The organism is Metabacillus hrfriensis (assembly GCF_030127205.1).
In the GTDB taxonomy this organism is placed as follows: Bacteria; Bacillota; Bacilli; order Bacillales; family Bacillaceae; genus Bacillus_P; species Bacillus_P dongyingensis.
On sequence record NZ_CP126116.1, the window covers coordinates 4,896,336 to 4,909,153 of the forward strand.

12 protein-coding genes are annotated in these 12,818 nt (G+C 41.9%); 3 read left to right on the forward strand and 9 right to left on the reverse strand.

Annotated features, from left to right (window positions below):
* Positions 1-925: 925 nt before the first annotated feature.
* From argS to speE, 4 genes are all read right to left on the reverse strand, one after another.
* Positions 926-2,596 carry an arginine--tRNA ligase gene (argS, locus tag QLQ22_RS24210; protein ID WP_223438685.1) on the reverse strand — a complete coding sequence of 557 codons (1,671 nt, stop codon included), beginning with the start codon at positions 2,594-2,596 and terminating at the stop codon, positions 926-928.
* Positions 2,593-3,024 carry a YwiB family protein gene (locus QLQ22_RS24215; protein ID WP_284015752.1) on the reverse strand — a complete coding sequence of 144 codons (432 nt, stop codon included), beginning with the start codon at positions 3,022-3,024 and terminating at the stop codon, positions 2,593-2,595. The genes argS and QLQ22_RS24215 overlap by 4 nt, the downstream gene beginning before the upstream one ends.
* A 182-nt stretch (positions 3,025-3,206) precedes the next feature.
* On the reverse strand, positions 3,207-4,088 hold the full coding sequence (speB, locus tag QLQ22_RS24220; RefSeq protein ID WP_223438687.1) for an agmatinase: 882 nt from the start codon (positions 4,086-4,088) through the stop codon (positions 3,207-3,209).
* Positions 4,089-4,103: 15 nt separating this feature from the next.
* Entirely contained in the window at positions 4,104-4,934 is an 831-nt protein-coding gene (speE, locus tag QLQ22_RS24225; protein WP_223438688.1) for a spermidine synthase, read from the reverse strand.
* Between the two features lie 336 nt (positions 4,935-5,270).
* Here speE and QLQ22_RS24230 point away from each other — a divergent pair, with 336 nt between their 5' ends.
* A complete protein-coding gene (locus tag QLQ22_RS24230) occupies positions 5,271-7,343 on the forward strand; it encodes a transglycosylase domain-containing protein (RefSeq protein ID WP_284016943.1) in 2,073 nt (690 codons plus the stop codon).
* Between the two features lie 191 nt (positions 7,344-7,534).
* Here QLQ22_RS24230 and QLQ22_RS24235 read toward each other — a convergent pair whose 3' ends face one another.
* Complete coding sequence (locus QLQ22_RS24235) at positions 7,535-8,050, reverse strand: YwhD family protein (RefSeq protein ID WP_223438689.1); 516 nt, start codon at positions 8,048-8,050, stop codon at positions 7,535-7,537.
* A gap of 12 nt (positions 8,051-8,062) precedes the next feature.
* Positions 8,063-8,728, reverse strand: coding sequence for a site-2 protease family protein (locus QLQ22_RS24240; RefSeq protein WP_223438690.1), 666 nt, complete (start codon positions 8,726-8,728; stop codon positions 8,063-8,065).
* A gap of 95 nt (positions 8,729-8,823) precedes the next feature.
* Between QLQ22_RS24240 and QLQ22_RS24245 the strand changes: the two genes are divergently transcribed.
* On the forward strand, positions 8,824-9,012 hold the full coding sequence (locus tag QLQ22_RS24245; RefSeq protein ID WP_101567289.1) for a 2-hydroxymuconate tautomerase: 189 nt from the start codon (positions 8,824-8,826) through the stop codon (positions 9,010-9,012).
* Positions 9,013-9,421: 409 nt separating this feature from the next.
* Here the strand turns inward: QLQ22_RS24245 and QLQ22_RS24250 are convergent, their stop codons facing one another.
* From QLQ22_RS24250 to QLQ22_RS24260, 3 genes are all read right to left on the reverse strand, one after another.
* The gene (locus QLQ22_RS24250; RefSeq protein WP_223438691.1) at positions 9,422-9,928 is read right to left on the reverse strand and encodes a YwgA family protein; all 507 of its coding nucleotides are present in this window, start codon (positions 9,926-9,928) and stop codon (positions 9,422-9,424) included.
* A gap of 45 nt (positions 9,929-9,973) precedes the next feature.
* Positions 9,974-11,278, reverse strand: a complete 1,305-nt coding sequence (locus tag QLQ22_RS24255) for an HD domain-containing protein (protein WP_223443751.1) — start codon at positions 11,276-11,278, stop codon at positions 9,974-9,976.
* Positions 11,279-11,402: 124 nt separating this feature from the next.
* Complete coding sequence (locus tag QLQ22_RS24260) at positions 11,403-11,627, reverse strand: YuzB family protein (RefSeq protein ID WP_223438692.1); 225 nt, start codon at positions 11,625-11,627, stop codon at positions 11,403-11,405.
* 386 nt (positions 11,628-12,013) lie between these two features.
* On the opposite strand from QLQ22_RS24260, the gene QLQ22_RS24265 reads away from it, so the two are divergent.
* Complete coding sequence (locus QLQ22_RS24265) at positions 12,014-12,760, forward strand: RsfA family transcriptional regulator (RefSeq protein ID WP_223438693.1); 747 nt, start codon at positions 12,014-12,016, stop codon at positions 12,758-12,760.
* Positions 12,761-12,818: the final 58 nt, after the last annotated feature.

Below are 12,818 nucleotides of genomic sequence, written 5' to 3' on the forward strand. Positions count from 1 at the left end.
TGCCTGTTTCTAGCTGCCGTTGGCCATTTTATCGTAGATGCAGCTGACTATATAAAGAAAAATTCAGCTGCATTGGGTCTCAGACCCGGTTCCAAAGCACTCAATTCGCAAAAAACGCCTTTCAATTAGCAAAAACCCTTCTCCAACTTGTAAGAATCACGGTTCAACTCGCGAAAAAGATCATCCAACCCGCAAACCTCGATTTCAAACGAAAAAACTACATAAAAATGCCTGTTTCTAGCTGCCGTTGGCTATTTTATCGTAGATGCAGATGACTATATAAAGAGAAATCCAGCTGCATTGGGTCTCAGACCCGGTTCCAAAGCACTCAACTCGCAAAAAACGCCTTTCAATTAGCAAAAACCCTTCTCCTACTCGCAGGAATCACGGTTCAACTCGCGAAAAATATCATCCAACTCGCAAACCTCGATTTCAAACGAAAAAACTACATAAAAATGCCTGTTTCTAGCTGCCGTTGGCCATTTTATCGTAGATGCAGCTGACTATATAAAGAGAAATTCAGCTGCATTGGGTTTCAGACCCGGTTCCAAAGCACTCAACTCGCAAAAAACGCCATTCTATTAGCAAAAACCCTTCTCCTACTCGCAAGAATCACGGTTCAACTCGCGAAAAAGATCATCCAACTCGCAAACCTCAATTTCAAACGAGAAAACTACATAAAAATGCCTATTTCTAGCTGCCGTTGGCCATTTTATCGTAGATGCAGCTGACTTTATAAAGAGAAATTCAGCTGCATTGGGTTTCAGACCCGGTTCAAAAGCACTCAACTCGCAAAAAACGCCATTCTATTAGCAAAAACCCTTCTCCTACTCGCAAGAATCACGGTTCAACTCGCGGAAACTTGCATCCAACTCACACAACCTAGAAAACAAAAAAAGAACGGCCAATGGCCGTTCCTACAAAATTACATCTTTTCTGGTGCAGAAACACCGATTAATGAAAGTGAATTTTTCAGCGTAATTTGCGTTGCTCTCATTAGAGCCAAGCGCGCTTTACTTTTCTCTTCATTTTCTGGATCCAGTACTTTTTCTGCATTATAGAAGCTGTGCAGAGCAGATGCCACATCATTCACGTAATTTGTGATGCGATGCGGAATGCGTTTTGTTGCTGCTTCTGCCACTGCCTGCGGGAATTCACCGAGTATTTTCAGCAGTTCAATTTCTTTTTCAGATGAAACATCTGTGAAATTCAAAACAGCGTCATAAGATAATCCTTGTTCTGCTCCTTGACGCAGCATGCTTTCAATCCGTGCATGTGCATACTGTGCATAGAAAACTGGATTTTCATTGGATTGTGATGCAGCAAGGTCCATATCAAAATCCATGTGTGTGTCTGCGCTTCTCATTGCGAAGAAATAACGAACAGCGTCAAGACCTACTTCTTCCATCAGGTCACGCATTGTAACAGCTTTGCCTGTACGTTTGCTCATTTTCATTTTCTCGCCGTTTTTGTAAAGGTGAACAAGCTGAATAATTTCAACCTCAAGAGTATCCTTTTCATAGCCAAGGGCTTCAATAGCAGCCTTCATGCGCGGGATGTAGCCATGATGATCTGCTCCCCAAATGTTGATCAGCTTAGTAAATCCACGGTCAAGCTTATCTTTGTGGTAAGCGATATCCGGGGTTAAATACGTGTAAGAGCCGTCATTTTTAATTAATACACGGTCTTTGTCGTCTCCGAACACAGTGGAACGGAACCATGTTGCGCCATCTTCTTCGAAAATGTGGCCTTTTTCACGGAGTACTTGAAGAGCCTGATCAATTTTTCCGTTATGGTAAAGGGAGGTTTCTGAATACCACACATCAAATGGCACACGGAATTCTTCCAGGTCCCTTTTCAATTTATCCATCTCGAATTTCAATCCGTATTCACGGAAAAATCCAAGACGCTCTTCTTTGCTTTCATTTGCAAAACGATCGCCGAATTCATCAGCAAGCTTTTTGCCGATTTCGATGATATCCTGACCATGATAGCCGTCCTCAGGCATTGCTGCATCCTGTCCGAGAGCCTGCAAATAACGGGCTTCAACTGAAAGCGCAAGGTTGTTAATCTGGTTTCCTGCATCATTGATGTAGTATTCACGTGAAACATCATAGCCCGCTTTTTCAAGGATATTGCAAAGAGAGTCGCCGACTGCTGCGCCGCGCGCATGTCCTAAATGCAAAGTTCCAGTCGGATTAGCAGATACAAATTCAACTTGAAGCTTCTCTTTATTGCCGATATTGACCTCTCCATAAGAGTCACCAGCTTCAAGAATGGATGGGATAAGATCTGTTAAGTATGAGTTGTTCATATAAAAATTGATAAATCCTGGTCCTGCGATTTCAATTTTTTCTATAGATGCTTTTCCTTTATCAAACGAAGCAACAATGTCTTCTGCAATTGCGCGAGGTGCTTTCTTAGCAACGCGTGCAAGCTGCATCGCCATATTTGTGGAATAGTCTCCATGGGCTTTATCCTTAGGCAGCTCAAGAATAGCATCCGGAATTTGACTTTCTTCTGCCAGGCCTGCCTTAAGCACTGACGCTTTAATTTCACCTTTTAACCGTTCTTTTACTTGATCAACGATGTTCATCCTTTTTCCTCCCTAAACATGATATGTAAAGTATGTAAATGCGAATCTTCTTCGCCAATCTGCAATTCATAATCAACTTTGATGATGCCGTTTGATTTCCCTTCCATCGTGCGGACGGAAATCGCTGCAGTAGTGGTTTCAAGCTGGAGCTGTCCGAATTGTGTCTGATAATTCGTGATCGTTTCGGATCCTACAATAAAGCGCTGCTTCATTGAGATGGATCCGGACCTCATAATAAAAACCTCGTCGTCTTTGAATTTAACGACGGTTTTTACTTTTCCGTACTCGTGTTCCTCGTGATAGCTTAAATAGGAGGCGTTATTTTTAACATAGTGTTCACCGTTCGTAAAAAGCTCCAGGTTCTCTGAATCATCACCCTGGCTGATCTCGGTTTTCACGATAATTTGAACTGGTTTACTGACCGTCATTTTGACACATCCTTTTAAAGTATCCGCTATTAACTTATCTAGTATAAAGATTTCATGGAAAAAGTTCAATAGGATGGCAGGTCGTATTCATGGTTGACGTTCTGACATTATTTATACGTTTCTAAGCAAATATTCCTATATAAGAAAAAAGCCCCAGTCACATCTGGAGCTTCTCCTCAAATTTAAGGACGCTTTTGCACCCAACCTAAAATCATTTCACGAATCAATTTGCTTGCCGTATTAGCCGTCTGCTCTGAGTTATCATAGATTGGAGCTACCTCTACAAGATCAGCGCCCACTACGTGAATATCCGAGTTTGCAATGGCATGGATGGATGCCAGCAATTCTCTTGATGTAATACCGCCAGCGTCTACCGTACCTGTACCGGGTGCGTGAGCCGGATCTAGTACATCAATATCAATTGTTACATAGACAGGGCGTCCTGCAAGCTTTGGCAGCACTTCTTTTAAAGGCTCAAGTACTTCAAACTTAGAGATGTGCATGCCGGCTTCCTTTGCCCATTGGAATTCTTCCCTCATGCCGGAACGAATACCAAATGAGTAAACGTTTGGTGGTCCAATCAGATTTGCGGCTTTGCGGATTGGCGTTGAATGAGAAAGAGGCTCTCCCTCATACTCTTCGCGCAAATCCGTATGTGCATCCATATGGATAATCGCAAGATCTGGGTATTTCTTGTACATCGCTTTGATAACAGGCCATGATACAAGATGCTCCCCGCCCATACCGAGCGGGAACTTGTCCTCTGCCAAAACTTTATCAATGAAATCTTCGATCATATCAAGGCTTCGCTGCGGATTTCCGAATGGAAGCGGAATATCCCCTGCATCAAAATACTTCACTTCTTCAAGCTCGCGGTCTAAATACGCGCTGTATTCCTCAAGACCGATTGAAACCTCGCGGATGCGGGTTGGACCGAATCTTGAACCCGGGCGATAGCTGACTGTCCAGTCCATCGGCATTCCATAAAGGACAGCTTCACTATCTTCAAATGTTGGATGACTTTTAATAAAAACATTGCCTGAATAGGCTTCATCAAAACGCATCGTATTTCCTCCCAATTATTTGATTAAGTCTGCTACAAATTTAGGCAGGACAAACGCTGCTTTATGAAGCTCTTTTGTATAATATTTTGTTTCAATTTCATGGAAACGCTCTTCGCTTACTTCTAATGGATCATATTTTTTTGAACCGATTGTAAATGTCCAAAGACCGCTTGGATATGTTGGGATGTTTGCTGTATATAAACGTGTAATCGGGAAAATTTCTCTTACATCACGCTGTACGTTTTGAATAAGCTCAGGCGTAAACCAAGGGTTATCCGATTGGGCAACAAAGATGCCATCTTCTTTTAACGCTTTTGAAATGCCTGCATAGAAGCCTTTTGAGAATAGGTTAACAGCAGGTCCAACTGGCTCTGTTGAGTCAACCATAATGACATCATACTCATTATCGCTCTTTGCAATATGCATGAACCCGTCGCCTACCTTCACTTCAACGCGCTCGTTTTCAAGCTCTCCTGCAATTTCAGGCAAGTACTTTTTAGAGTACTCGATTACTTTGCCGTCAATATCAACAAGTGTTGCTTTCTTAACGCTTGGGTGCTTCATAATTTCACGGATTACTCCGCCGTCTCCGCCTCCGACTACAAGTACGTTTTCAGGATTTGGATGTGTAAATAAAGGAACGTGCGCTACCATTTCATGATAAACAAATTCGTCTCTTTGTGAAGTCATAACCATGCCGTCTAAAAGCAGCATGTTGCCGAACTCCTCTGTTTCTACCATATCTAATTTTTGAAATTCAGTTTGCTCTGTATGTAAAGTGCGGTTAATTTTGATCGTGATGCCGAAATTCTCGGTTTGCTTTTCTGTAAACCAATGTCCTCCCATTTTAAAACTTCCTTTCTATATCAATTTTCTTAAAGCCCTAATTACGATTATACCCTAATCAACAAATACAATTCGCCAAAATTCGAGTTCAAAACCTCAGGAAAAAGTATAGATGAATCTAGCAAAATTGCAAGAAGAATTTTAATAGAGAAGGTTTAAAAAACCTTGGAAATCCTCATACTGGTAAGAAAAGCGAAAGCTCCTTGGCCAGCTCGTGAGGAAAATTGTCTTTTTCGCAGCTGGTTAGGCGCTCGAGCTGAACAAGAGTGCAGGACATGATCTACTGCACTTAAATTTTTAAAGAAACAGAACAGATGAGGAAACGAGGTGGAGAAATTGGAAATCATCACACCCAGACGATTGAAAATCACGATAAAAGCTGTGCGTGCGGCAATATTTATTGGCCTTATATTATTTTTCATAGCATCAATTGTCCTTGCGGCGATTCTGCTCACGGCGAAATGGCAGGGAGCTCCTTCCCTGTCTGTTCAGCAATCTTCTATTATGTATGCAAATGATGGATCTGAGATGGGAAAGACCCATCACGGCGGTAAAAGGTACTGGGTTGATCTAGATGAGATTTCTCCTTCCTTAATTGAAGCTACTGTTGCGATAGAAGACCGTCATTTTTATGATCACAACGGCTTTGACTACAAACGGATAGCAGGAGCTGCTCTTGCTGATTTAAAAGCAATGGCCAAGGTTCAGGGAGCGAGCACAATCAGCCAGCAATATGCGAGAAACCTGTTTTTGGTTCACGATAAAACATGGAAACGTAAGCTGACAGAAGCGTTCTACACTGTCAGACTTGAACTGAATTACAGCAAAGAGGAGATTCTAGAAGGCTATTTAAATACGATTTATTACGGTCATGGCGCTTACGGCGCAGAAGCTGCAGCCAATTATTATTTTGACAAATCCGCAAGTGAATTATCCATCAGTGAAGCAACTATGCTTGCAGGTATTCCAAAAGCGCCAAGCCTTTATTCGCCCTTTGAAAATGAAGAGCGGGCAAAAAGCAGGCAGGGTCTTATTTTGAAAACGATGGTGAATCAAAAAATAATCAGCCAAAAAGAAGCTGATCAGACGTATAATGAAGCGCTCAGCTACCGTTCTGTGAAAGATGTGAAAACAGCAGACATTGCTCCTTATTTTCAGGATGCGGTTATGAATGAGCTGTCAAAAAAGCTGAATCTAGATCAGACAACGATTGAAACGCGGGGTTTAAGAATTTTCACTACCTTAGATCCAGATATGCAGAAAATAGCTGAAGAAAAGATTGCAGATGTCATTAATGATGCATCTGACATCCAGGTCGGGTTCATGGCAATGGATCCAAAAACAGGCAGCGTGAAGGCTCTTGTTGGCGGCCGTGATTATGCAGAAAGTACGTTTAATCGCGCAACACAGGCAAAAAGACAGCCTGGTTCAACGATGAAACCGTTTCTGTATTATGCTGCCGTAAATAAAGGATTCACCCCTTCTACCCTTTTAAGGAGCGAACCTTACACATTTAAGTTTGAAGACGGCAAATCAAGCTATAAACCTGGCAATTACAACGGGTATTATGCAAACGGGGACATTACATTGGCTCAGGCAATAGCACTTTCGGATAATATATTCGCCGTTAAGACTCACCTTTATCTTGGAATGGATGAGCTGATTCAGACCTCTAAAAGCTTCGGAGTGACAAGCAAATTATCACATGTGCCATCCCTTGCTCTTGGAACCTCGCCAGTGCGATTGTCTGAAATGGTGAACGGTTATGGAATGCTCGCAAATGGCGGCAAGAGGATTGAACCTTCTTTTATTAAAAAGGTTGAGGATGCAGAAGGAAACGTGATTTATCAGAATGAAAAAGAGCAGGAACAAATCTTAAATAAAGAGGCGGCGTTCGTTACCTCGCATTTGATGACAGGCATGTTTGATGAACAATTGAATGATTATACGTCCGTAACAGGCCACACCATTATTCCGAAGCTCTCCCGCGAGTATGCAGGGAAATCCGGAACGACAAAAGCTGACAGCTGGATGATCGGCTTTGCTCCGCAGCTGGTGGCGGGCATCTGGACGGGCTATGATAAAGACAAAACGATTGATCTTGTTGCTGAAAGAGGGTACGCCAAACAAATATGGGCCGATTTTATGGAAGAAGCACTGGAAGATCAATCAGTTAAAGCATTTAATCCCCCTAAAGGCGTGATTGGCGTTTATATCAATCCTAAAACAGGCAAGCTTGCATCAGACGATTGTCCGGTTAAGCGATTTGCTTATTTTGTAAGGGGTACTGAGCCGACAGAGTACTGCACTGAGCATCTGGAGCATGGAAAACAGAGCGAGCCTCCTGCAAAAGCTCCTAAAAATCAGGATAAAACATGGTATAAGAAAGTCTTGAGATGGTGGGATTAACATTTATTTGCGAATATAAGTGATTTATTTTCGACATTCTGTCAATTTCTCGTCAGCCACATGAAAAACCCCGGACCTCATACGGTCCGGGGTTTTTCGTGTCCTAGCTTTATAAGCTATGTTCAGTTTACTAATAAGCGATTTAAAGCTCAAGAATTTGACAATTTGTTCACATAAACGTCACAGAATTGTCACGCTTCTCCGAGCCCTGCTTTTAGCTCCTGACTGGAATTTTTCCACATATCTGCATTATGGTTTTTCAGGAAGTTCACTAATATACCTTTTGACGCATCATCCATATGCTCAACCATAATGTGGCGCTTTAAGGATTTATCCATTTTGTTTACATGCTCAGGAAGTGATTTATACCCTCTTCTGATTTCACGGTCTACTGTCATTTCACATGCAGTAACACCTGCATAATAAGGTCCCTCAGGCTTGCGGTCGATGGTCACCCATACGAGCCAGAACGGCTTTCCGTTTGGTACCTCTTCTTTGTTCGGAAGAAACTTGATTCCTTTTTCAACAACACTTCTGGCATGCATCGCACCGATGTCCACAAACGCTTCCCCTTCGGTTACATCAACGAAAACCGGTGAAATGTTATCGAGGCTGAGTGCGCCGACTCCGTATCCGCCGTGACCGTCCGTCGGATCGCTTTTAATGATATTAAAACCAATCTTTTTTTTCTTTTTATCTTGTTCCAAAGAAATGACCTCCTAGAAAAACGGGTTAAGTATTGATTCAAAAACAGTCATAACAATATCAGTCCCATAAGAGAAAGCTGGCTGTATTGTGTATTTATCCAAAGGTGTTAACACTAAAATTAAAAAGACAACCATGCCGTAGCTTTCAAACTGCGTCATTTTTGCCCGAATTCCTGACGGGGCCAAATCTTCAATAATCCGGTATCCATCAAGCGGCGGAAACGGAAAAAGATTAAAAATGAACAGCGTGATATTCAGGAAAATTAAAATGTTGAAAAACTGATGCAGGCCTTCCGCCATCCCTGAAGACAAGGAAGATAAAGCACCTGTACTTAAAAGTATATACCAAACAGCAAGCCCAATAAAAGCGATGACCAAATTGCTTAATGGTCCTGCTACAGAGACGAGAACACCCGCAAGGCGCGGATTCTTGAAATAAAACCGGTTCACAGGCACTGGCTTCGCCCAGCCAAAACCGGCAATGAAGATCAGCAGTGTACCAATCGGATCAAGATGGGCAAACGGTGACAGGGTCAGTCTCCCCTGATTCTTCGCAGTCGGATCTCCAAATTTATATGCTACATATGCATGTGCAAATTCATGAACCGTAAACGCAAGCGCCAAAACAATCACCACATACGGAATAAGCTCTAAATCAAACGCCAAAAACTCCACCAATCATTCTCCTTTGCAAGCGGCTTCGCTAAACATTCTATCCTCCATCAAGTATACTATAGAAGAATCCAACTACGATAGAAAAAGGAGAGATCAACATGCCATACGTAACGGTAAAAATGCTTGAAGGCCGTACAGAGGAACAAAAAAAAGCTCTAGTCGAAAAAGTAACCGCTGCTGTATCTGAAACAACAGGTGCTCCTGCAGAAAAGATTGCGATTTTCATTGAGGAAATGAGCAAAAATCATTATGCTGTGAACGGTAAGCGTTTGAGTGACGAGGATTAAGTACATATAAGGAAGACCGGCCTCTTTGGAGAGGGCCGGTTTTTTATTTCTAAAGAGCAGAGAAATTCCATATTAAAAATTTTTGATTTGCTTCAGCAATTAAACTTTGTTTTCAGCCAGAAAGGGGCAAATATAGATACAAAACTTCAGTATTAGCGACATTCACAAATATGAATTCATCTGCTTGGCTAATTGATTCCGGATTTTAGCTAAATAATATAAGATTTACGCTATTAATCTTGGGAAATCAGCTAATAAAATGTCATTTTAGGCTATAAATAAGGAACAGGACTATTCAAATCTGCTCAGGTTCCAATTCGTTATCTCAACTGCAGCATCTTCTTCCAGCCGCTAACCCTCCCTGGGCATAATAAAAATCCCGGAGCCAAATATGACCGCGGGAACTCTTTTATTGAACAACCTTCGTGCGAATGGACTCTATGTACGCATACGCCTGTTCAATTTCTTCTTCTGTGTATTTTTGCTTGCTCTTCAGGGTAAATACCTTCTCTTTCACTTCTTCTTTTTCAAGAGTGTCAAAGAAAAGGACCGTAGATACGAGCTCCAGGAATCTTGCTGACTGGCTGTTTAAGTCCTCCATACATTCTTTAAGAGGAGGCATCTCGAGCTCATAATGAGTTAAAAATTCCTCGCCTGCTTCTGTCAGGGAGTAGCGGTATTGAAAATAGCCGCCTTTTTTCTCATGCATTTCGTTCAGAAAGCCCAAATTGCACAGCTCTTCAATTCTGAGAGTAAGCTCCTCCGAATAAGGTCCGTAAAAATGAAAGTCATACTTTTCATAAAAAGGAAGATTGATTTTTTTTGCGATATAGATCATTTTCTGAAGCTTTTTCCGTCCGGTGATTTCTCCTGATGAAGAGAACACCTTCATCAGTTTTGCGTGTTCGTTAAGCAAACCCCAACACTCCTAACCTTGTATTTTCACACTATCTCTCTTTTTTTATAAGTTTAACAATTCCAAAATCCGTTTCTTGGCCGTTCGTTTTGCTGACATATCTTGAATGAGATCTAATGGAAAATACAGCTTATGGTCTGTTCTGCGTTTTCCGGATATCGCGTCTACTATTTCAGACTGACGGGAAAGCTCACGCAGGTCCCCATTCGGCAGCTGCAAATGAATCGGCAGCCTCTCCTCTTCCTCTCCCGGGCGATAGAAGTCATACGGAAGATCTGAAGATGAATCAACAACTAAATAATAGTCAGGATCAATGCCTGCCTTTTTAAAGAGAGCCGTAAGCTCCATTAGCTTTTTCATTTCCATTGTGGCTGCCGGATTAAACTCGGCATATTGAAACAAATTCCGGTTCATAAATCTTGTGCAAAGATCTCTCAATATAGGATCTGTCTCTTCCTGCCACTGCTGAAAATAGTACAGAACAACTGATTCATCCAATTTCAGATAATCCTGAGTTGTCACTTCATCTTCAAAAATGGAGTAAAAGTGAATGGGATCCTGCTTAAATGAGTAATAGTCTTTGTGCAGCTGTTTTGCACGATGAAGGATTTTCGTCAAAATTACTTCTGCACTGCGGGTTACCGGGTGGAAGTACACCTGCCAATACATCTGGTAACGGCTCATAATGTAATCCTCGACTGCATGCATGCCGCTTTGCTTAATCACGACCTGATCCTCGCGAGGCCTCATGACCCTGAGAATCCTCTCCATATCAAAATGACCATAGCTGACGCCTGTAAAATAGGCATCCCGCTGCAGGTAATCCATGCGGTCAGCATCAATCTGGCTTGAAATAAGGCTTACAACCTGTTTATTTTCATACGTTTTGGCAATGACTTCCGATACCTTCTTCGGAAAATCATCTCCCATGCGGCTTAGCACCTCATTCACTTCTGTCTCTCCAACAAGAATGTCACGCGTGAACTTTTCATGATCCAAATGAAACACTTTTTCAAAAGAATGCGAGAACGGACCATGTCCGAGATCATGCAGCAGTGCTGCACAAAGCGAAAGCAGACGGTCATCCTCATTCCATTCAGGACGCCCTTTAAACACATCGTCTACAATTCTCCGTACAATTTCATAGACTCCTAAAGAATGATTAAAGCGGCTGTGCTCTGCTCCGTGAAAGACTAAATAGGTCGTCCCTAATTGACGGATCCTGCGGAGTCTTTGAAATTCTTTCGTTCCGATTAAATCCCAGATCAGCTTGTCCCGTACATGAATGTATCTGTGAACAGGATCTTTAAATACTTTTTCCTCAGATAACTTCCCGCTCCGATAGGCCATCGCTTTCCCTCTTCCATCTTGACTTGTTTCCATTATATCGATTCTTTTTTGATGCAAACAACCATTTTTTAAAGGAATCAGCCGGATAAAAAAATCACCACTGCATGATAAGCCAATGGTGATATTATTTACTGATTTTTGTTTCGATCTTAACCATTAATTCGTCCTCGTTTGGTGCTGAGAGCGGACGATTATTTACAAATGCAAACGATTTTTTTCTTCCCGGACCGCAGTAAGATTGGCACCCGATATCAATTTTCGCTTCGGGATCAACCTTTTTCAGGCGGGGGAGCAACGTCTTAATATTGGTTGCCTGGCAATCGTCGCATATTCTGAATTCATTTGCCACCTTATTTACAACCCTTTCCTTCTATTGAATCACGTTCAAACACTATTTGGTATTTTACCGTTAATCGACCCTCATTGCAAGCCGGGGGAAATAACTTCTCATTATAGACAAATGTAAAAATAAAGAAAATCTAGTATCCTTGTAAAGTTTTTGTATAAAGCCCAGAGTTTCTGGTCAAAATGATAACAAGAAAATACACAACTATCTATCTAAGAAAAGCGCAAGCGCAAAGCCCCGCTCCGGCAGGCAGATAAAGGTCCGGCAGAAAAGTCCGGGTTTGACTTTTTTGGCAGAGCCGTTCCGGCCAAGGACTTGAAGGCGCTGAAGCTAGACATCAAAACGCAATATTTTATAGTTTCTAAAACTTAAAAAAGGGAGTTGAGACCATGAAGCAAAGACAAGATGCCTGGTCAGAAGAAGATGATTTATTATTGGCTGAAACCGTGCTCCGCCACGTTCGCGAAGGAAGCACACAGCTAAACGCATTTGAAGAAGTTGGAGACAAACTCAATCGCACATCAGCTGCCTGCGGTTTCCGCTGGAATGCAGTAGTCAGACATAACTATGAAAAAGCGCTTCAGCTTGCAAAAAAACAGCGCAAACAAAAGATGAGAGCAACCGGCAAGGGTCAGCCTGCCAAAAAACAATTGCTTTATTCTCCGCAGGAATCAGAAGCAGCACCGGAAATGACAGAAGCTGAATCTTTTGAGATTGATAATGAGGAACTGCCTGCAGTGACTCATCCTGTCTACAAAGAAGAGGTTTATAAAGAAGAATCTTATGAAATTCCATATACAGCTCGGAGAACACCTGCCGCATCTGCAGATCTTACAATGAACCAGGTTGTCGCATTTTTAGAATCTTATTCTTCAAACAATGAACATGTAAATGCCTTAAAACTTGAGAATGAGAGATTGAAACGTGAAAACTATGAGCTATCCAGACGCAATCAGGATCTGGCTGTAAAGGTTTCTCAGCTTGAACAGGATACTGTTATGGTTCAAGAAGATTATGAAACATTAATGAAGATTATGAATCGTGCAAGAAAACTAGTTTTATTTGAGGAAGAAGAGCGTCCGGCTACGAAGTTTAAAATGGACCGCAACGGCAATCTTGAAAAGCTTGCCGAATAGTACGAAAAATGGAAGCAGCAAGTCAGCTTCGACAGACAGAACAAAATCCCCCGAAAAA